Source organism: Streptococcus pseudopneumoniae (assembly GCF_001073085.1).
GTDB lineage: Bacteria > Bacillota > Bacilli > Lactobacillales > Streptococcaceae > Streptococcus > Streptococcus pseudopneumoniae_M.
The window spans coordinates 60,606-83,756 of sequence record NZ_JVFV01000041.1 but is presented as its reverse complement, the minus strand read 5'-3'; the positions used below and the strand labels follow the sequence as shown (position 1 = coordinate 83,756).

At 41.4% G+C, this 23,151-nt stretch carries 7 protein-coding genes and 1 tRNA gene; 7 read left to right on the top strand and 1 reads right to left on the bottom strand.

The window, feature by feature from the left end; translation table 11 throughout:
• Positions 1–71: 71 nt before the first annotated feature.
• Positions 72–159: transfer RNA gene (locus ADH90_RS08390), tRNA-Ser, on the bottom strand.
• A 161-nt stretch (positions 160–320) separates the two neighbouring features.
• Between ADH90_RS08390 and ADH90_RS08385 the strand changes: the two genes are divergently transcribed.
• The 7 genes from ADH90_RS08385 (at position 321) to ADH90_RS08355 (ending at position 22,891) form a co-directional block, all read left to right on the top strand.
• Positions 321–1,061, top strand: a complete 741-nt coding sequence (locus tag ADH90_RS08385) for a DeoR/GlpR family DNA-binding transcription regulator (RefSeq protein WP_049530862.1) — start codon at positions 321–323, stop codon at positions 1,059–1,061.
• Entirely contained in the window at positions 1,058–1,969 is a 912-nt protein-coding gene (gene pfkB, locus ADH90_RS08380) for a 1-phosphofructokinase (protein ID WP_049530861.1), read from the top strand. Before ADH90_RS08385 ends, pfkB begins: the two co-directional genes overlap by 4 nt.
• A complete protein-coding gene (locus ADH90_RS08375) occupies positions 1,966–3,921 on the top strand; it encodes a PTS fructose transporter subunit IIABC (protein ID WP_049530860.1) in 1,956 nt (651 codons plus the stop codon). The genes pfkB and ADH90_RS08375 overlap by 4 nt, the downstream gene beginning before the upstream one ends.
• A gap of 162 nt (positions 3,922–4,083) precedes the next feature.
• On the top strand, positions 4,084–4,872 hold the full coding sequence (locus tag ADH90_RS08370; RefSeq protein WP_049530859.1) for a HEAT repeat domain-containing protein: 789 nt from the start codon (positions 4,084–4,086) through the stop codon (positions 4,870–4,872).
• A 131-nt stretch (positions 4,873–5,003) separates the two neighbouring features.
• Positions 5,004–7,334 carry a DNA translocase FtsK gene (locus ADH90_RS08365; protein WP_080982644.1) on the top strand — a complete coding sequence of 777 codons (2,331 nt, stop codon included), beginning with the start codon at positions 5,004–5,006 and terminating at the stop codon, positions 7,332–7,334.
• Positions 7,335–7,663: 329 nt separating this feature from the next.
• Entirely contained in the window at positions 7,664–14,572 is a 6,909-nt protein-coding gene (locus ADH90_RS08360; RefSeq protein WP_080982643.1) for a SpGH101 family endo-alpha-N-acetylgalactosaminidase, read from the top strand.
• Between the two features lie 156 nt (positions 14,573–14,728).
• Positions 14,729–22,891, top strand: a complete 8,163-nt coding sequence (locus ADH90_RS08355; protein ID WP_049530858.1) for an SIALI-17 repeat-containing surface protein — start codon at positions 14,729–14,731, stop codon at positions 22,889–22,891.
• Positions 22,892–23,151: the final 260 nt, after the last annotated feature.

The window sequence follows — 23,151 nt, the reverse complement described above, 5'->3', positions numbered from 1 at the left end:
GCGGAGGTGGGACGACGAAATCGAATTCTAACGAATTACCGATTTCTGTCCCACTCTCTACACTATAGCAACGGAAGACATGGGATTCGAACCCACGCACGCTTTCACACGCCTACCGCGTTTCCAACACGGCCTCTTAAGCCTCTTGAGTAATCTTCCAATACTTACTAAAATAGTTTATCATAAAGGCAAGTATCTTGCAAATAAAATTCAAACAATTGGCAAAATGATAGAAAATGAAAGAAAATGACAAAAAATGCTTGACTTTGCTATTTTTTGTGATAGAATGATTATTGTAATCGTTAACAGGAGGTGAGTAAGTGCTAAAAACTGAGAGAAAAAAGTTGATTTTAGAGGAGCTGAGTAAACATAAAGTCGTTACTTTAGAGAAATTAGTAGGCTTGCTGGATACTTCAGAATCAACAGTTAGACGCGATTTAGATGAGTTGGAATCGGAAAATAAACTTCGCCGAGTGCATGGAGGTGCAGAGTTGCCTCACTCCTTGCAAGAAGAAGAAACCATTCAAGAGAAATCTGTCAAAAACCTTCAAGAAAAAAAATTAATTGCGCAAAAGGCAGCTTCCCTCATCAAAGAAAAAGATGTTATCTTTGTGGATGCAGGAAGTACAACAGCCTTTCTCATTAAGGAATTGGAGCGAAAAGACATTACTGTTGTGACTAACTCCATTCACCATGCGGTTCAATTAGTGGATAAGCAAATCCCGACAGTTATTATTGGCGGTGGGGTTAAAATGACGACTGATGCCAGCATCGGTGGTGTTGCGCTTAATCAGATTAACCAGCTTCACTTTGACCGTGCCTTTATCGGAATGAACGGTGTGGATGAAGGTTACTATACAACTCCAGATATGGAGGAGGGAGCTGTTAAGCGTGCTATTCTAGAAAATGCCAAACAAACCTATGTTTTGGCGGATTCGTCTAAGATTGGTCAGTCTTGTTTCGCTAAGGTCGCCCCTATAAAACGAGCTATTGTGATTACAAGCAAGGGTCACGAACTCTTGCCAGCTATCAAAGAAAAAACGGAGGTTATCGAAGTATGATTTATACAGTCACACTAAATCCATCTATTGACTACATTGTCCGTCTGGATAAAGTGGAAGTTGGTAGTGTCAATCGTATGGACAGTGATGATAAGTTTGCTGGTGGTAAGGGAATCAATGTTAGCCGTGTCTTGAAACGCTTGGATATTCCAAATACTGCGACAGGCTTCATCGGTGGCTTTACAGGTAAATTTATCACTGATACTTTAGCTGAAGAGAAAATTGAAACACGCTTTGTCCAAGTAGCAGAAGATACGCGTATCAACGTCAAGATCAAAGCAGATCAAGAAACAGAAATCAATGGGACTGGTCCTACTGTTGAAGCTGAACAACTTGAAGAGTTAAAAGCTATTCTTTCAAGTTTAACAGCAGAAGATACAGTTGTCTTTGCAGGTTCGAGTGCTAAAAATCTAGGCAATGTTATTTACAAAGATTTGATTGCCTTGACTCGTCAGACAGGCGCTCAAGTGGTCTGTGACTTTGAAGGTCAGACCTTGATTGATAGTTTGGACTACCAGCCACTTTTGGTCAAACCAAATAATCATGAACTTGGGGCTATCTTTGGAGTCAAACTTGAAAGCTTAGATGAGATTGAAAAATATGCTCGTGAGTTGCTGGCTAAAGGTGCTCAAAACGTGATTATTTCTATGGCTGGTGATGGTGCCCTTCTGGTAACATCAGAGGGAGCTTACTTTGCTAAACCGATCAAGGGAACAGTGAAAAACTCAGTGGGTGCTGGTGACTCTATGGTTGCTGGATTTACGGGTGAGTTTGTCAAATCAAAAGACGCAGTAGAAGCCTTCAAATGGGGAGTGGCTTGTGGAACAGCGACAACCTTCTCAGATGACTTGGCGACTGCAGCATTTATTAAAGAAACTTATGAAAAAGTTGAGGTAGAAAAAAGATGAAAATTCAGGATTTATTGAGAAAAGATGTCATGTTGCTTGATTTGCAAGCAACTGAAAAAACAGCAGCTATTGATGAAATGATTCATAGTTTGGTTGAACACGGATACGTGACAGATTTTGAAACTTTTAAAGAAGGAATCTTAGCGCGTGAAGCTTTGACTTCTACAGGTTTGGGTGATGGTATTGCAATGCCACACAGCAAAAACGCTGCTGTCAAAGAAGCGACTGTTCTCTTTGCTAAATCAAACAAGGGTGTTGACTACGAAAGTTTAGATGGACAACCAACTGACCTCTTCTTTATGATTGCTGCTCCAGAAGGTGCCAATGATACTCACTTGGCTGCCTTGGCAGAATTGTCACAATATTTGATGAAAGACGGCTTTGCTGACAAACTTCGTCAAGTAACATCAGCTGATCAAGTTATTGAACTCTTTAACCAAGCTTCAGAAAAAGCTCAAGAACCAGTACAAGTTCCTGCGAATGACTCTGATGACTTCATCGTAGCAGTTACAGCTTGTACAACAGGAATTGCCCACACGTACATGGCACAAGAAGCTCTTCAAAAAGTGGCCGCGGAAATGGGTGTCGGTATCAAGGTTGAAACCAATGGTGCTAGCGGTGTTGGCAACAAATTGACATCAGAAGATATTCGTAAGGCTAAAGCTGTTATCATCGCTGCAGATAAAGCAGTTGAGATGGACCGCTTTGATGGCAAACCTTTGGTTAATCGTCCAGTTGCAGACGGTATCCGTAAGACAGAAGAGCTGATCAACTTGGCTCTATCAGGAGATGCTGAAGTTTACCATGCTACTCATGGAGCAAAAACTGCAACAGCAAGCAACGAAAAACAAAGCCTTGGTGGGGCCTTCTATAAACACTTGATGAGTGGTGTATCTCAAATGTTGCCATTCGTTATCGGTGGTGGTATCATGATTGCCCTTGCTTTCTTGATTGATGGTGCTATGGGTGTACCAAACGATAGCCTCGGAAATCTTGGATCTTACCATGAACTCGCTTCTATGTTCATGAAAATCGGTGGCGCAGCCTTTGGTTTGATGCTTCCAGTATTTGCAGGATATGTTGCTTACTCAATCGCTGAAAAACCAGGTTTGGTAGCAGGTTTCGTAGCTGGAGCTATTGCCAAAGAAGGTTTTGCCTTTGGTAAAATCCCTTACGCTCAAGGTGGTGAAGCAACTTCAGCTCTTGCAGGTGTATCATCAGGTTTCCTAGGAGCCCTTGTTGGTGGATTTATCGCTGGTGCCTTGGTACTCTTGGTTAAGAAATACGTGAAGGTTCCACGTTCTCTTGAAGGTGCTAAATCAATCCTTCTCTTGCCACTTTTTGGAACAATCTTGACAGGATTTGTTATGCTGGCTGTGAACATTCCTATGGCTGCTATCAACACCGGTATGAACAATTTCCTTGGTGGTCTTGAAGGTGGTTCGGCTGTCCTTCTAGGAGTCGTTCTTGGAGGAATGATGGCTGTCGATATGGGTGGACCTGTCAATAAAGCAGCTTATGTCTTTGGTACTGGTACGCTTGCAGCAACAGTGTCAACAGGTGGTTCAGTAGCTATGGCAGCAGTAATGGCTGGAGGAATGGTTCCACCACTTGCAATCTTTGTCGCAACTCTTCTTTTCAAAGATAAATTCACCAAAGAAGAACGTAACTCAGGTTTGACTAACATCGTTATGGGCTTGTCATTCATTACTGAAGGTGCGATTCCGTTTGGTGCAGCTGACCCAGCTCGTGCGATCCCAAGCTTTATCCTTGGTTCAGCAGTAGCAGGTGGACTTGTTGGTCTTGCAGGAATCAAACTGATGGCACCTCACGGAGGAATCTTCGTTATCGCCCTTACAACAAATGCCCTTCTTTACCTTGTCTTTGTCTTGATTGGAGCACTTGTTAGTGGTGTAGTTTATGGTTACCTTCGTAAACCATTAGAAAAATAATCACAAACACATTCAAATGACTGAACACGAAAGTGGGCGGTCATTTTTTGATAATGGAGCTAGAGAGACAGGTCTTTAAAGTGATATAATAGAGGTAAATCGTTGAGAATTTAAATGACAGAATGCTAAAGTTCTACAAATACCTTAGAGGAGAAAAGTGTCATGAGTGATTCTAGAAAAGAAGAAATCGACAAATTAGTGAAAGAAAATATCCCTCACCAAAATCTTGCAAAAGAAGAGTTACAGAAGGTCTATGCCAGCTTGGTGGACGAGAATTTTCCTGATTCTAAACGAATTCATTTTATCGCTGATTTAGGTAGGAGCCCAGAACTTGCCTTTCATTTTGAGCTCATTTGCAACGATTGGGAGGAAGAAACTGACCTGAATTTTGAGGCGAGTTTTGACCAGCATGGGCAGGAGGGAATCGATTATCTTTTGGAAATTCTCGATCAAGAGAAAGCAGAGAGTCAACGCGTTTTGATTGTATATCTTCTAGCGAAAATCCTTTCCAAAGTAAGACATAGAGATTTTTATGCATCTTCTTGCAAGCAAGTACTTCCTGTTCTAATCTCTCTTTTACCTCGTTCGGAAGCTTCGAATCGTAGAAAGTTAATCATTGCCCTAGGTTGGATTGGTTCAACAAGTGAGATAGAAATCTTAGGACAACATCTCTTGACTGACCAAGATGCACTTTGTCGTGCCTGGTCTGCCAGTAGTTTGATGCAATTATCTTTTCATCAAGTTGAAAAAGAAGTCTTGATGGAGAAAACGAAGGATTTGTTTTGTGAAGCAATTGCAGAAGAAAAGGACTTTCGGGCTTGTGCTCTGATGATAGAAGCAGCTCAAGTTTTATTTGGGAAAAAATGGATTCCTACATCTGCTGTGGAGAAGTTGGAAATCGAAAAGATTGAGAAGGCAAGAAAATCAGCAATTAGATTTTTGAAGAAGTAGTGAGACAAGGTTGTTGAAAAATTATATAGAATAGAAAATTCAGAAATATCAACGAAAGATGATTGTGTTTAGTAGATGCAGTCATTTTTTTGATTTCTCTAGATGTTTCTGAAATATGGTATAATAGAAGCATGGCAAACAAAAATACAAGTAAAACAAGACGGAGACCGTCAAAAGTTGAATTAGAAAGAAAGCAAGCTATCCAACGGATGTTAATTTCCTTAGTCATAGCTTTTTGCTTAATGTTCGCTGCTCTGAAATTAGGAGCAGTGGGTCTCACCCTCTATAATCTCATTCGTCTATTAGTAGGAAGTCTGGCCTATCTGGTCATTTTTGTCGTTCTAGTCTATCTTTTTTTCTTCAAATGGATTCGAAAGCAAGAAGGTCTGATCTCAGGTTTTCTTTGCATTTTTTCAGGCTTATTGCTGATTTTTGAAGCTTATCTTGTATGGAAATATGGCTTAGAGCAGGCTGTCTTTAAGGGAACTTTAGCCCAAGTTTTGACAGATTTGACAGGCTTTCGTGTGACTAGCTTTGCTGGAGGAGGGCTGCTAGGTGTTGCCCTTTATATTCCAGTCGCCTTTCTTTTTTCAAATATTGGTACTTACTTTATCGGAGCTATCTTAATCTTGATCGGTGCTCTTCTAGTCAGTCCTTGGTCTGTCTATGACGTTGCTGATTTTCTTGGAGCACGTTTTTCGCTTTGGATGGAGCGACGCGAGCTGAAGAAACAAGAACGCTTCATCAAACGAGAAGAAGAAAAAGCGCGTAAGGAAGCAGAGGAACAGGAAAGACTAGAAAAAGAACAAGCAGAGCAAGCCTTGTTAGATATCCCTCCTGTTGATATGGAAACTGGAGAGATTTTAGAAGCTTCCCCTGTTCACTTTGATGATTTACCACCCCTTCCAGAGGAAGAATGGATAGAACCTGAAATTATTCTACCGCAAGCAGACTACGATCTTCCTAGCGAAGTTGATATTCCAGAGGAAGCTGAGTTCTTAGATGATGAGGATGTTGAGGTAGATTTTTCTGCTAAAAAAGCTCTAGAGTACAAACTCCCCAGCTTGCAACTCTTCGCACCCGATAAACCAAAAGATCAGTCCAAGGAAAAGAAAATCGTTCGCGAGAATATAAAGATTTTGGAAGAAACCTTTGCGAGTTTCGGTATCAAGGTAACGGTTGAACGTGCTGAAATCGGTCCATCAGTTACCAAGTACGAAGTCAAGCCAGCAGTTGGTGTTCGTGTCAATCGCATTTCCAATCTAGCAGATGACTTGGCTCTGGCCTTGGCTGCGAAAGATGTCCGTATCGAAGCTCCAATTCCAGGGAAATCCTTGGTCGGGATTGAAGTGCCTAACTCTGAAATTGCGACCGTATCTTTCCGAGAACTCTGGGAACAATCGCAAACTAAACCTGAAAATCTCCTAGAAATTCCTCTTGGGAAAGCAGTCAATGGTACGGCTCGTAGTTTTGATTTGGCAAAAATGCCTCACTTGCTAGTAGCTGGATCGACCGGTTCTGGTAAATCTGTTGCAGTCAATGGTATCATTGCAAGTATTCTCATGAAGGCACGTCCAGACCAAGTCAAGTTTATGATGGTGGATCCGAAGATGGTTGAGTTATCAGTCTATAATGATATTCCTCACCTCTTGATTCCGGTCGTGACTAACCCTCGTAAGGCCAGCAAGGCTTTGCAAAAGGTTGTTGATGAGATGGAAAATCGCTATGAACTTTTTGCTAAAGTCGGCGTTCGGAATATTGCTGGTTTCAATGCCAAGGTTGAGGAATTCAATGCTCAATCTGAGTACAAACAAGTACCTCTTCCTTTGATTGTCGTGATTGTCGATGAGTTAGCTGACCTCATGATGGTAGCTAGCAAGGAAGTAGAAGATGCAATTATTCGTCTAGGACAGAAGGCGCGTGCGGCTGGTATCCATATGATTCTTGCAACTCAGCGTCCATCGGTGGATGTTATCTCTGGTTTGATTAAGGCTAATGTGCCGTCCCGTGTAGCCTTTGCTGTATCTTCTGGAACGGATTCGCGAACTATCTTAGATGAAAATGGTGCTGAGAAATTGCTTGGTCGAGGGGACATGCTCTTCAAACCAATCGATGAAAATCACCCTGTACGCTTGCAAGGTTCCTTTATCTCGGATGATGATGTGGAACGTATTGTTAGCTTTATCAAGGCTCAAGCAGATGCTGATTATGATGAAAGCTTTGATCCCGGAGAGGTTTCTGAGACAGAAGGTGAGTCTGGCACAGGAGATGAAGGTGGAGATCCGCTATTTGAAGAAGCAAAGGCTTTGGTCATTGAAACTCAAAAAGCGAGCGCATCCATGATTCAACGTAGACTATCAGTTGGTTTTAACCGAGCAACTCGCTTGATGGAAGAATTAGAGATGGCTGGGGTTATTGGTCCAGCAGAAGGAACGAAGCCACGAAAGGTTTTACAACAATAAAAAACGTAAAAATAGTATAAAAATGCATGGAAACTTTATTGAAAAGTTAGTCAAAATGGTCTAACTTTTACGATGAAGTTTCCTTTTTTATAGCTATTTCTTTAGAAATAAGGCTATCTGAAAATCGTTTCAGACTTGCCTAATAATCGGATTTTACTTTTACTAGTTTTACCTATTAAACTATTGATTTTTTAAACTGTTTTTGATATATTAATTTGGTATAGAAAAAATTATATGTTTATCCAGAAGTGTTTAAAAATTGAGGAGGATATTTTTTTAAAATAAAATGCAAACGCTTACTTGGTAAACTGAAAGGAACAAAAAAACCGATGGATAAAGGATTATTTGAAAAACGTTGCAAATATAGTATTCGGAAATTTTCATTAGGGGTTGCTTCTGTTATGATTGGTGCAGCTTTCTTTGGAACTAGCACTGTTCTCGCAGATTCTGCACAAACAGGTTCAACAGCGACTATGCCAGCTGATTTGGCGGCAGCTCTTGCCAATGCTAAAGAGGATGATGGGCATGACTTTGAAGCACCAAAACCTGGTGAAGACCAAGGCTCTCCTGAAGTAACTGAAGGACCAAAGACTGAAGAAGAATTGCTGGCAAAAGAAAAAGAAACTGCAACAAGCTCAGCAGCTTCAGATACTCTTCCTGAAGAACTACGTGGAAAACTTGATAAGGCTGAAGAAAATGGCCGCACTGCCTCAAAAGAAGAACTAGAAAAAGAAGATAAAAGCTTAGTCCCAGAAGATGTTGCTAAAACAAAAAATGGAGAATTAAACTACGGTGCGACTGTCGAAATTAAAAGCCCTGCTGGGCTCGGTAGTGGTATCGTTATCGGGGAAAATCTCGTTTTGTCTGTTTCTCATAACTTTATCAAAGATGTTCCGGATGGCAATAATCGTAAGGTAGCTGATAATGTTGAAAGTGATGAAGATGTTTACACAATTTCTTATCAAGGGGCACCAGACGTTAAATTCAGTAAAAATGATGTGAAACACTGGGATCGTGAAGGATTCCTCAAAGGGTATAAAAATGACCTGGCAATCGTTAAGCTTCGTACACCTCTCGCAAATGCGCCTGTTGAAGTGACTGATAAGCCTGCGACAACTAAGGTAGGAGATAAGGTCCATGTATTTGGATATCCAAAAGGAGAGCTTGATCCGATTCTGAATACAACTGTTGAGGATATTAATAATCACGGAGAAGGTGTTCGTGGAATTAGCTATCAAGGAAGTGAACCAGGTGCCAGTGGTGGTGGCATTTTCGATGAAAATGGGAAATTGATTGGTATTCACCAAAACGGTGTATCTGGTAAACGTAGTGGTGGTATACTCTTCTCACCTGCTCAGCTAGAATGGATTCAAAACTATATCAAGGGTATTGAAACAACGAAACCAGCTGGTCTAGATGCTCTCGATAAACAAGTTGAGGACAAGGAAGAAAAACCAAAAGAGGATAAACCTCAAGAAGAAAAACCAGCTGACAATAAGCCGGCAGAAAACAAACCAGCAGAAAATAAACCAGCTGAAACTAAACCGGCTGAATCAAAAGAAGTGACTCCAGAATGGAAAACGGTTGAGAATAAAGACCAACAGGGAACAGTAACAATCCGTGAAGAAAATGGAGTTCGTTATAACCAACTAGCTTCAACTGCTCAAAATGACAATGGTAAGAAACCAGCCTTGTTTGAAAAAGATGGTTTGACAGTCGATGCTAATGGGAATGCCACAGTTGATTTGACCTTTAAAGAAGAATCTGAAACAGGTAAATCTCGCTTTGGTGTCTTCATGAAATTCAAAGACACTGATAACAACGTTTTTGTAGGTTATGACCAAGGCGGATGGTTCTGGGAATACAAGTCAAATGGAAGTGGACTTTGGTACCAAGGTGGACGTGTTGCAGCTCCAGTAAATGGTTCTGAGAATCACTTGACGGTCAGCCTTAAATCAGATGGACAGCTCAATGCAACTAACAATGATGTCAAACTCTTTGACACAGTGACCTTGCCATCTGCAGTAAATGACAAACTCAAAGATGAGAAGAAAATTGTTCTTAAAGCTGGAACTTATAACAGTAGCGAACGAACAATTGTCAATGTCAAAACTGATGACCAAGAAGGTGTGAAAAACAATCAAGAAGCCGCTGAAAAAGAAAAGGGCGACACAGTAGATGATAGCAATGTCAAGTACGACACTATCGAATCTACAGTATTGAAAGCAGTCATTGACCAAGCCTTCCCACGTATTAAAGAATATGTCCTTAATGGCAACAAACTTCCGGGTCAAGTGCAACCAATTAATCAAGTGGTGATTAACAAGCACGCTGTGACTCCTGAAGTTACCTATAAAAAGGTCAACGCAACGACTGCCGAGTATGAAATGAAACTCCGTGATGAGGAAAACCTCATCAATGCAGATATGACCGTTCGTTTGCAAGTAGTGGACAACCAACTTCACTTTGATGTGACTAAGATTGTCAACCATAACCAAGTGACACCAGGACAAAAGATTGATGACGAACGTAAATTACTTTCTTCCATCAGCTTCCTAGGAAATGCCTTGGTATCTGTTTCTAGCGACCAAGCAGGAGCTAAGTTTGATGGGGCAACCATGTCAAACAACACTCACGTCAGTGGTGATGACCATATCGAAGTAACAAATCCAATGAAAGAATTAGCTAAAGGCTACATGTACGGATTTGTTTCAACAGATAAACTCGCTGCAGGTGTATGGAGCAACTCACAAAATAGCTATGGTGGTGGTTCTTACGATTGGACACGTTTGACAGCTTACAAGAATACGATTGGCAATGCCAACTATGTGGAAATTCATAGCTCTGAATGGCAATGGGAAAAAGCCCACAATGGAGTCGTCTTCCCAGCATACACTCAAGAACTTCCAAGTGCAAAAGTTGTCATCACTGAAGATGCCAATGCTGACCATAAGGTTGACTGGCAAGATGGTGCGATCGCTTACCGTAGCATCATGAATAACCCTCAAGGTTGGGAAAAAGTTAAAGACATTACAGCTTACCGTATCGCTATGAACTTTGGTTCACAAGCGCAAAATCCATTCCTCATGACCTTGGATGGTATCAAGAAGATTAACCTCCACACCGATGGTCTTGGTCAAGGTGTACTTCTTAAGGGATACGGAAGTGAAGGACATGACTCTGGACACTTGAACTATGCGGATATCGGTAAACGTATCGGTGGTGTTGAAGACTTTAAGACTCTTATTGAGAAAGCTAAGAAATATGGTGCCCACCTTGGTATCCACGTTAATGCTTCAGAAACCTATCCAGAGTCTAAATACTTTAATGAAGATATTCTTCGTAAAAATGCAGATGGTAGCTATAGCTACGGTTGGAACTGGCTTGACCAAGGTATCAATATTGATGCTGGTTATGACCTCGCTCATGGGCGTCTAGCTCGTTGGGAAGAGTTGAAGAAGGAATTGGGTGAAGGTCTAGACTTCATCTATGTCGACGTATGGGGTAACGGTCAATCAGGTGACAACGGTGCCTGGGCAACTCACGTTATTGCGAAAGAAATTAATAAACAAGGTTGGCGCTTTGCTATTGAGTGGGGCCATGGTGGTGAATATGATTCTACCTTCCAACACTGGGCAGCTGACTTGACTTATGGTGGCTATACAAATAAAGGTATTAACAGTGCCATCACTCGCTTTATCCGTAACCACCAAAAAGATTCTTGGGTTGGTGACTACAGAAGTTATGGTGGTGCAGCTGACTACCCACTTCTAGGCGGTTATAGCATGAAGGACTTTGAAGGATGGCAAGGACGAAGTGACTATAACGGTTATGTAACAAACTTGTTTGCTCATGACGTTATGACTAAGTACTTCCAACACTTCACAGTAAGCAAATGGGAAGATGGCAAACCAGTAACCATGACTGACAATGGTAGTACCTATAAATGGACTCCAGAAATGAAAGTCGAGTTGGTTGATGCTGCAAATAACAAGGTTGTTGTAACTCGTAAATCCAATGATGTCAACAGTCCGCAATATCGTGAACGAATTGTTACGCTTAACGATCGTGTGATTCAAGATGGTTCAGCCTACTTGACACCTTGGAACTGGGATGCAAATGGTAATAAGCTTGAAAGCGACAAGGAAAAAATGTACTACTTCAATACTGAAGCAGGTGCAACAACTTGGACACTTCCTAGCGACTGGGCAAATGGTAAGGTTTACCTTTATAAACTAACTGACCAAGGTAAAACTGAGGAAAAAGAAGTTGCCGTGAAAGATGGTAAGATTACCCTTGACCTCACTGCAAATCAGCCATATGTTCTCTATCGTTCTAAACAAACAAATCCTGAAATGTCATGGAGTGAAGGAATGCATATCTATGACCAAGGATTTAACAGTGAATCTTTGGATCATTGGAAGATTTCTGGAGATGCTTCTAAGGCTGAAATCGTGAAGTCTCAAGGTGCAAACCAAATGCTCCGCATCCAAGGCAATACAGAAAAAGTTAGTCTCACTCAAAAATTGACTGGCTTGAAGCCAAATACTAAATACGCAGTGTATGTCGGTGTAGACAACCGTAGTAATGCTAAAGCAAGTATTACTGTTAATACTGGTGAAAAAGAAGTAACCAACTACACCAACAAGTCACTCGCCCTCAACTATGTAAAAGCCTATGCTCACAATACTCGTCGAAGCAATGCAACGGTTGATAACACAAGTTACTTCCAAAACATGTATGCTTTCTTTACAACAGGTTCAGATGTATCAAATGTAACCTTGACCTTGAGTCGTGAAGCAGGCGATGAAGCAACTTACTTTGATGAAATCCGTACTTTTGAAAATGAATCCAATATGTACGGTGATGGTCATGATACTGCAACAGGCGTTTTCAAACAAGATTTTGAAAATGTCGGACAAGGTATCTTCCCATTTGTCATCGGTGGTATCGAAGGTGTTGAAGACAACCGTACTCACTTGTCTGAAAAACATGGTCCATACACACAACGTGATTGGAATGGCAAGAAAGTTGATGACGTTATCGAAGGAAATTGGTCACTAAAGACAAATGGTCTCGTAAGTCGTCGAAACTTGGTTTACCAAACAATTCCACAAAACTTCCGCTTTGAAGCAGGCAAGACCTACCGTATCACATTTGACTATGAAGCTGGTTCTGACAACACTTATGCCTTTGTAGTCGGTAAGGGAGAATTCCAATCTGGTCAAACGAGCAATATGGAAGTGCATGAATTGCCAAATACTTGGACAGATTCTAAGAAAGCGAAACGAGCAACCTTCCTCGTGACAGGGGCTGAAACTGGCGATACATGGGTAGGTATCTACTCTACAGGAAATGCAAGTAACACTCGTGGAGATTCTGGTGGTAATGCTAACTTCCGTGGTTACAATGACTTCATCATGGACAGACTTCAAATCGAAGAAATTGTCTTGACTGGTAAGATGATGACAGAAAATGCTGTCAAGAATTATCTTCCAACTGTAGCCATGACTAACTACACCAAAGAAACAATGGATGCTTTGAAAGAAGCAGTCTTCAACCTCAGCCAAGCAGACGATGACATCAGTGTAGAAGAAGCTAAGTCTGAAATTGCTAAGGTCAATGCTCTTAAAGACGCTTTAGTGATGAAGAAAACAGCTCTTGTAGCAGATGACTTTGCAAGTCTTTCGGCTCCTGCTCAGGCTGGTGAAGGTCTTGAAAATGCCTTTGATGGCAACGTGTCAAGTCTATGGCATACATCATGGAGCGGAGGAGATGTTGGCAAATCAGCAACCATGGTCTTGAAAGAACCAACTGAAATTACAGGCTTCCGTTATGTTCCACGCGGTTCAGGTTCAAATGGTAACTTGAGAGATGTGACTCTTGTTGTTACTGATGAAACAGGTAAGGAGCATACCTTCAATGCAACTAATTGGGCTGATAATAACAAACCAAAAGATATCGACTTTGGTAAGACTATCAAGGCTAAGAAGATTGTTCTAACTGGAACAAGAACTTATGGAGATGGTGGTAATCAATATCAATCAGCTGCAGAATTGATCTTTGCTCGTCCGCAAGTTGCTGAAACAGGTCTTGATACAGCAGCCTATGAAGCGGCCTTGGCTAAAGCTCAAAAATTGACTGATAAGAGCAATCAAGAGGAAGTAGCAAGTGTTGTTGCCAGCATGAAATTTGCAACAGATAATCATCTCTTGACAAATAGAATGCTTGAATTCTTTGCAGATTATCTCGATCAGTTGAAAGACCAAATACCTACTCCAACTCCAGATCCAGAACCAACTCCAGAACCTAAACCTGAAACTCCAACATCAAGCAAGGGTGACGAAGCTGCGCCAGTTGTTGACCTTCCAGAATTTACAGGTGGTGTAAATGGCGCTGAAGCAGCTATCAATGACCTTCCAGAGTTTACTGGAGGAGTGAACGCAGCTGAAGCCGCCGTTCATGAAGTTCCAGAATTTACTGGAGGTGTGAATGCAGCTGAAGCTGCTGTACACGAAGTTCCAGAGTATACAGGTGCAATCGGAACAGCAGGTGACCAAGCTGCACCTACAGTAGACAAACCAACTGAAGGTGTTCGTGTCTTGTCAGATAAGACTACAGGAATTGTAGTTGCAGGACTTGCAAGAGATTTGGCTACAGATCTTAATCTTAAAGTTCAAAAAGTAACAGACCAAAGTCTACAAGGTGTGAAATTTGATGCTTATGCTCTTCATTTAGTTGATAAAGATAAGCATGAGGTTCAAGCGAAGGGTGTAGTGCTCGTTCGACTTCCAGTTTCTGGTGAAGTAGCTGGAGTATATTACACTGCATCAGGTGAGGCAGTAAGCTTTACAAATGGTCAAGGTGTAGTTGAGTTTACAACTAGTCAGCTAGGACACTTTGCAGTAGTTTATAAACAAGTTTCTAAACCACAAACGCCATCAGTAGGAGAGCCAGGGCATAAACCACAAACTCCATTAACTGAGGAACCTGGAAGTCAAGTACAGACTCCATCAACAGAGAAACTGGATCATAAACCACAGGATGAAGCAGTACAAAAACTTGATCAGAAATCAGTTGATACTGCTAAACCAGAAATGAAGGAAGTAGTAGCTAAACAAGAAGCGAAGGATAAACTACCAGAAACTGGTACTAGCAAGTCAGAGCATCTCTTCTTCCTTGCCAGTCTCAGTCTAGCAATTTCTGCTCTATTTCTTGCAAAAAGAAAAGAAGATTAAAATACAAAAAAGTTTTCATTAAAAGAGAGCTTAAACTCCACAATCATTGTCGTGGAGAAAAAGAAAACCCAGAGAGGACCCTCTAGGTCCTCTCTTTTTCTAAAGGGGAATGAGAGCGCTTACTACTTGTGAGCGTATGAAAGGAAATAGGAAAAAATGGGAAAACATTTTTTTGAGAAACGGTGTCATTACAGTATACGTAAATTTACAATCGGCGCAGCTTCTGTTATGATTGGTGCCAGTATCTTTGGAGCTGGTATGGTTCAAGCTGCTGAAACAGAAGGAACTGCTGAGACAGAAGGAACAATAACACAGGCTCAGCCTCTGGATAAACTGCCAGCAGATATAGCAGCAGCTATTGAAAAAGCAGAAGCGAGTGCTGGAACTGTAGATGATCAACCTGCAGCGTCAGAAACTGAAGCAACTGCAGCTGAAACAACTACTCCAAAACCAACTGAAACTCCTGCTCCTAAGGAAGAAGTGGCTTCAAAACCAGCTACAAATCCAAAAGAGGAAGTAGCTTCTGAGGCGAAACCAGCTGCAAGTCCTGCGACTAAAGATGTAGTAGATACACCAGATGTCAATCATTTAGAAAAAGCTTCTGCTACAGCATCAAACCATGAAGCCAACACACAATACACAGCAGAAAAGGCAATTGACGGAAAACCTGACACTCGCTGGGCTACTGACCAAAACGTTGAGAAACCAACAATCGAATTTACACTTGAAAAGACAACAGTGATTAAGCATGTGGAGATTGATTGGGACCGCCGCGTTCGTGGTGAACAAAATGATCCAAATATCAAATCATGGAACCTCTATTACGCTGGCCAGGATGATGTGAATGGATCAGGAGTTAAAGAATGGAAGTTGGCCTATCAAAGAACAGGAAATCCTATTCTTGATGAAAAAATTGACTTGAAAGAAGCTATCCAAGCCAAATACCTTAAACTTGAAATTACAGATTATCAAGCAGGTACAATGAACTGGAAAAATGTTGGAATTCAAGAGATTCGCGCTTATTCAAACGTTCCAGACGCTAGCAAACCAACAGATATTCGCCAAGTGACAGAATTAGCTGTTGCTGAAGATGGGAAATCACTTGTCTTGCCTAAATTACCAGGTCAAGTCAGCTTGATTGGTAGCAACAAACAGGGTGTTGTCGACCTAAATAACAAAATCTATAAACCCTTAACAGATCAAACTGTTAAGGTCATGGTCCAACAAGTCAAGGATACTCATACCTTCACAAAAGAATTTGAAGTCCTCATTAAAGGCTTGCATGCAGACGAAGGTGTTGGCACTAAACCAGCAGTTGCTCCAGCAGTTCAACAATGGTATGGAACTGAAGGCAAAACTTCTATTACAGCTGATACCGTGATTTCAGTTGGCGATTCTGGATTTGGTCAAGAAGCTAAATTCTATCAGACTGACCTTGAAAGTCGTGGGCTAGAAATCGCTACAGGTGATCAAACAGCTCAAAAACGGATTGAATTTAAAAAGGTTGAAGATAGGGGTTATGGTAAAGAAGGCTATGGTATCACTGTAAAAGATGGTGTTATCACTGTAGAAGCTGCAACCAACGCAGGAGCCTTTTACGCAACTCGTACTCTTCTACAAATGGGAGAAAATGATTTGCAAAACGGAGAAATCCGTGACTTCCCAAGCTTCAGTCACCGTGGCTTTATGCTAGATACAGGTCGTAAGTTTATCCCTTATGATACACTTGTAGATATTATGCTCAACATGGCTTACTACAAGATGAACGATCTTCAGTTGCACTTGAATGATAACTATATCTTCCTAGAAAAACATGTAGAGGGCAAACACCTTAGCAAACAAGAAGAACTAGATTATGTTCTCAAAAATGCTAAGACAGGCTTCCGTGTAGAAACAGATGTTGTTGGTGACAATGGTGAAAAATTAACATCAAAAGAGCACTACACCAAGGAAGAAATGCAAGAAATCATCAAGTTGGCCAAAGCTTTGCATATCAACCTTGTTCCTGAAATTGATACACCAGGTCACGCCCTTTCATTTGTTAAGGTCCGTCCAGACTTGATGTATAAAGGTCAGCTTAGTGCGAGAAAACACAATGTAGAACGCGTAGCTATGCTAGATTTGGATAACAAGTACGAAGAAACACTTGCTTTTGTCAAATCAGTCTATGATAAATTGCTCGATGGTGAAGACGCACCACTTCATGGCGTTTCTACTGTTCATATCGGTACAGATGAGTATTATGGAAATCCAGAAAGCTATCGTCGCTATGTCAACGATATGATTCAGTACATCAAAGGAAAAGGTTTAACACCACGTATTTGGGGTTCCCTCAGTGCCAAACAAGGGACTACGCCGGTCGATTGGAAAGATGTAGAAGTCGATATTTGGAGCATTGGATGGCAACGTCCAGCTGCCGCAATTGCTCAAGGTGCTAAGATTATCAATATCACAGATATTCCAACCTATAGTGTTCCAAGTGGAAGCAACAGTCAAGGTGGATATGGAGATTATGCCAACTATGAAACTCAATACAATCGCTGGACACCAAATGACTTCTCAACAGGTGGAGGACCACGTCTAGAAGCCTCTAATCCAAATATCCTTGGTGGTGGTCATGCAGTATGGAATGATAATATTGACCTCCATGAAACTGGGCTCACTTCTTACGATATCTTTAAACGCTTCTTCAAGAGTATGCAATCAACTGCAGAACGCACTTGGGGTTCAGATCGTGCAGCTAAGACCTATGCAGAACGTGTTCAACCAGCAAGTGTCTATGCACCACAATCTAACCCAGATAAGACCGTAGCTGAAGAAGACTTGTTCAAGATTAATCCTGAGACTGTCAAAGATTATCTTGCTAAGAAGGTACAAAAGACTGAAGCAGGTTTGAATTTCGAAAAAGATAGCACTATCGAAGGCCTAGTTGGTGATGCTGGACCAAGTCATGTCTTAAAATTGGATGTGACAGTGACTGGTGATGGCGAGCAAACCTTCTCAACAAGTGGAAACAACCAACTTTACCTTGCGGACAAAGATGGATACCTTGCCTATACTTTTGAACAATTCCATATTCAATTTAACAAGAAACTTGAAAAGAATAAACGCTATCAAATTTCTGTCGTAACCAAACCTCAAGTGACAGAAGTTTATGTGGACGGTGAAAAGGTTGAACGGATTGCAAATCCAGCTAATCCACGTTTGGCTCATAATAGCTTAGTCTTACCACTTGAAACAATCGGTGGCTTCAAAGGAATCTTGCATAGTGCTGAGTTGTCAAATGAAGCATTTGTAAACCCACGTTTGATTCCAAATGATCATTTTACAGTTTCTGCAACTAGTCAAGAATTACCAGGAACCAATGCAGAAGGTCCAGTCGAAAAAGCCTTTGACAATGATCCAAATACCTTCTGGCATTCAAAATGGTCTGGTCATCAGGCTCCATTTACAGTGGCAATGAACTTGAAAGCAGCTGAAACAGTTAATGGTTTGACCTATCTTCCACGTCCAGGTGGAGGTAATGGTGTTGTGACATCTTATGAAATCTATGCTCAAAAAGATGGTCGAATGGTTAAAGTTGCTTCAGGAACTTGGGAAAACAATGCCAAAGAGAAAACAGTTAACTTTGATGCCATTGAAACCGATAAGGTAGAATTTAAAGTTCTAGCTGGTGCTGCAGGATTTGGTAGTGCTGCAGAAATTCAACTTCTGAAACCAGTTTCTACTAACAAGGTGGAAGAGCCAGTTAGTCCAGAGAAACCTGTGACACCAGAAAAACCTGAAACTCCAGAAAAACCTAAAGTTGGGGAAATGGGCGATGGTACAACTGAGCTTGCTGATAGCTTTGTAGCTACGAAACCTACAAGTGACGAAGCAGTTGCCGCAGCAGCTCAAAGTCAGGATTATCTCAAGAAAGAGTACAAGGTCTTCCCAACACCACAAAAAGTAACTTACGATGAAGGTGTTACGAAACTCCATAAACAAGTCAATCTTGTCATGGGCGATCAATTAGATATCTATACTCGTAACCGCTTGAAGAGTGTCCTACAAGATCATCAAATCTCATACACAAGCAGTCAAACAGCAGTGGCAGGTGCTACCAACATTTACCTTGGTGTTCATGGTCAAAATTCACAGGCTGAAAAAGAAGTGTCTGGCATTTCTCAAGGACTCTTTGATAAGATTGATGCCTATGCCTTGTCAATCAAGAACAATACAATCTCGATCGTCGGTAAGGATACAGATGCTGTCTTCTACGGTTTGACAACTCTCAAACACATGCTTAATGAAAGTGAAGCTCCAGTCTTGCGTAATGTGACAGTTGAAGACTTTGCTGAAATTAAGAACCGTGGCTTTATCGAAGGATACTATGGTAACCCTTGGAGCAATGCTGATCGTGCTGAGTTGATGCGTTATGGTGGTGACTTGAAGTTGACCCAATACTTCTTTGCACCAAAAGATGATCCATACCACAACAAGAAATGGCGTGAACTTTATCCAGAAGAAAAATTAGCTGAAATCCGTGAATTGGCGCGTGTCGGAAACCAAAACAAGACTCGTTATGTTTGGACCATCCACCCATTCATGAACAACCGTATCCGTTTTGGAAACGATGCTGACTACCAAAAAGACCTTGAAACTATTAAAGCTAAATTCACTCAATTGATGGATGTCGGTGTTCGTGAGTTCGGTATTTTGGCCGATGATGCTCCAAGTCCAGTTGGTGGCTACAATAGCTACAACCGCTTGATGAAGGACATGACAGACTGGTTGACTGAAAAACAAGCAACTTATGTTGGTCTTCGTAAGGAAATGATCTTCGTTCCAGGTCAATATTGGGGTAATGGACGTGAAGATGAGTTGAAATCTCTAAATGAAAACCTTCCAACTTCAACTTCTATGACCCTTACTGGTGGTAAGATTTGGGGTGAAGTGTCTGAAAGCTTCCTCTCTAACCTTAAGAATAACCTGACTGCAGGAGGTAAGACCTACCGACCAGTTTCTCTATGGGTAAACTGGCCTGTTACAGATAACTCTAAACAACACTTGATTTTGGGTGGCGGTGAGAAATTCCTTCATCCAAATGTAGATCCAAGTCTCCTTTCAGGTATCATGTTGAACCCAATGCAACAATCTGAGCCTTCTAAGATTGCCCTCTTCTCTGCAGCTCAGTATGCATGGAAACAATGGAAGTCTGAAGAAGAAGCTAAGAAAGTAAATGACATCGCCTTCAACTTTGTTGAAACAGGTAAATTTACTGACAGTGAAACATCTGTTGCCTTCCGTGAACTTGGTAAACATATGATCAACCAAAACATGGATGGTCGTGTTGTGAAATTGGAAGAGTCTGTTGAACTCGCACCAAAATTGGCGGCCTTCATGTCTAAGTTGAAAGCTGGTCAAGATGTTGGTGCAGAGCGTGAAGGTTTGCGTGCAGAATTTGCTAAACTAAAAGCAGCAGCTCAACTTTATAAAGCATCTGGTGATGAAAAGATGCGTGCTCAAATCCACTACTGGTTGGATAATACTATTGACCAAATGGACGCCTTGAGTGCTCTTCTTGATGGTACAGAAGCTATCGAAAAGAACGATTCTGCAAAACTTTGGGATAGCTATTACAAGGGCTTGAAACTCTACGAACAATCACAAACTCATACCTTCCATTATGTAGACCATGATGAGAGAGCTGAGTTGGGTGTTCAACATATCCGTCCATTCTTGCTTGGACTTCGTGAAATCCTTGCAACAGAAGTTCAAAAAGCCTTGCATCCTGACCAAGTCATTAGTACCTTTATCACAAACCGTACCGGTGTCGAAGGTGGACTTGCTGAAGTAACTGACGGAGATTTAGGAACACATGCCCTTATCAAATCACCAAACAGCATCCAAACTGGTGACTATATTGGTTTGAAATTTAATAAGGCTGTTTCAGTTCAAAACTTGACCTTTGCAATGGGAACTCAAGCAAATCCTCGTGATACCTTTAACAATGCTAAGGTTGAGTACCTCAATGAAAATGATGAGTGGGTAACACTTTCAGAACCAAGCTACACTGGTAATGAACCTCTGCTTAAATTTGAAAACCTCAACATCAACGCCAAAGCTGTTCGTATGATTGCGACTTCAGATCGTGGAAACACTTGGTTTGCGGTAAGAGAAATTGCTGTTAACCGCCCTGTAGAAGTTACTCGTACTAAACAGTCAGCTACTGTGACAATCAGTCCAAATCTTATGTACAAGTACAACACAACAGTTGGACAGATTACAGATGGACGTGATAATACTGAAGCCATGCTTGCAAATGCTGATAGAACAGACACAACTCCAGTCAATGGTTGGGTACAACTTGACTTGGGTGAAGTCAAACCTGTGACCAAGGTTCGTCTGGTTCAAGGATCAGGAGATAAATTGGCGGAAGGTGTTCTTGAATATTCTGCAGATGGTAGCTCATGGCAAGAATTGGATCGCTTGACTGGTGAACAAACAAAAGAAATCGAAACTCCAATTTCAGCTCGCTACGTTCGTGTTCGCAATACTAAGAATATCAACTTATGGTGGCGTATCGCTGACTTCTCAGTTGAAACACGTGCAGGCAATAGCGAATTGACTGATACAAACGTTGAAAGCTTGAAGTCAACTCCAGTTTATGACAGCCTAGGCCGTTATGACTTGCAAATTCCAAGCGGAACTAAGCTTCCAGCTAATAGCTACTTGGGTATGAAACTTGATCGTCTGCACCAAGCTGAAAGCATTCAAGCACTTGGTACAGAAAATCCATCTCTCAACTTGGAATACTCTCCAAATGCCCAAGAATGGTATCCAGCTGATCAAGTGACAGATAAGTCCTTGGTACGTTATGTTCGTTTGATTAATAAGACTGACCAAGAACAAGCAGTGACAGCGACATCACTACTCGTTCAGACAAAAGAAGTTCAACCAACAACACTTGATTCTACATCAATGGGAATCCACCCAACATACGGTCGAAATGACGTTCGTAAGATCAAGAACTTGGATCAATTATTCGATGGTGTTTACAATAACTTTGTAGAGTTTTCAGACTATGCTCGTAAAGACGGTCATATCACCTTGAAACTTGGTAGCGAACGTGACATCAAGAAGATTAGAGCTTACATTCAAGACGGCACTCAAAACTATCTCCGTGATGGTAAGATTCAAGTCAGTCAAGATGGTAAGACTTGGACAGATGTTGTGACAGTTGGTGACGGCCTTGCTAATGAAACACGTGATGATTCCTTGACAGATGGATGGACACATGATTCTAAGATGCCAGGAAATCGCTATATCGAGGGTGAACTTTCAAGCCCAGTTAAAGCCAACTATCTCCGTGTTCTATTTACAGCAGACTATGATGCTCGTTTTGTAGGCTTCACTGAGTTGGTGATCAATGATGGCGAATTCGTAAAACCAATCAATGATCCAACTGTTCAAGGAAACAGCGGTGAAAGCCAAGGCAACCTTTACACGAACCTTGTAGATGGCAAAGTATTGACAAGCTACAAGGCTGAGAAAGACCAAGGTGAGCTTGTCTACCACTTGTCAGAACCAACAGATGCTAACCATATTCGCCTTGTTTCAAGTATTCCTCAAGGAGTGAAAGCTCGTGTGCTTGCTCGTACTCTGAAAGAAGATAAAGCAGATGCTTGGTCAGAACTAGGTGAAATTACCTCAAGCTTCCAAACATTTGCAGTTAGAGAAAAAGCGCCATTGTTGGATGTCAAACTTGTTTGGGAAGGTGGCAAACCAGAGTTCTACGAAATGACTACATTCCACCAAGAACTTCCGGAAGAACCAGAGAAACCAGCTCCAACTACAAGTAAGGGTGATGAAGCAGCACCAGTAGTAGAAGTCCCAGAATTCACAGGTGGCGTAAATGGTGTCGAAGCAGCTGTTCATGAAGTTCCAGAGTACACTGAAGCTATTGGCACAGCAGCAGCTATTCATGAAGTACCTGAGTTCACTGGTCACGTAAATGGATCAGAAGGAACTACCCATGAAGTTCCACGCTTTGAAGGTGGCGTTCCTGGTGGAGAAGGAACAACTCACCAAGTTCCAGAATTTACTGGCGGTGTCAATGGTTCAGCTCCAACTACCCGTGAAACTCAAGCATACACAGATGAGCAGTCTCTTGTAGCTCTTGCTATGTCACAAGATAAGACCTACCAAGCACCTGCAAGTCATCCATACAAGCTCCCAGAGACAGGTACTAAAGAAAATGCTGGCCTTGCAGCCGTAGGTCTTGTAGGAACATTACTTGGTCTCTTTGCAATGGGAAAGAAAAAAGATGACGAATAAAATGATGTTATAGCATCCAAGTCATAGAGATTGGATCAAGAGACTAATCTCGATCATAAAAAGCGGACAAAACTAGTTTTCTGATAAACAGAATCTGGTCTTGTTCGCTTTTTTATGGGATTGATAATGAACTATGAAAAAAACCAGCGATTTAATCACTGGCTGTTATACTCAATGAAAATCAAAGAGCAAACTAGGAAGCGAGCCGTAGGTTGCTCAAAACACTGTTTTGAGGTTGTGGATAGAACTGACGAAGTCAG

Bases quoted from the DNA above. Each gene is read 5' to 3' on its own strand.
- ADH90_RS08365 (WP_080982644.1), top strand. From the start codon at position 5,004: ATGGCAAACAAAAATACAAGTAAAACAAGACGGAGACCGTCAAAAGTT.
- pfkB (WP_049530861.1), top strand. From the start codon at position 1,058: ATGATTTATACAGTCACACTAAATCCATCTATTGACTACATTGTCCGT.
- ADH90_RS08370 (WP_049530859.1), top strand. From the start codon at position 4,084: ATGAGTGATTCTAGAAAAGAAGAAATCGACAAATTAGTGAAAGAAAAT.
- ADH90_RS08375 (WP_049530860.1), top strand. From the start codon at position 1,966: ATGAAAATTCAGGATTTATTGAGAAAAGATGTCATGTTGCTTGATTTG.
- ADH90_RS08355 (WP_049530858.1), top strand. From the start codon at position 14,729: ATGGGAAAACATTTTTTTGAGAAACGGTGTCATTACAGTATACGTAAA.
- ADH90_RS08360 (WP_080982643.1), top strand. From the start codon at position 7,664: ATGGATAAAGGATTATTTGAAAAACGTTGCAAATATAGTATTCGGAAA.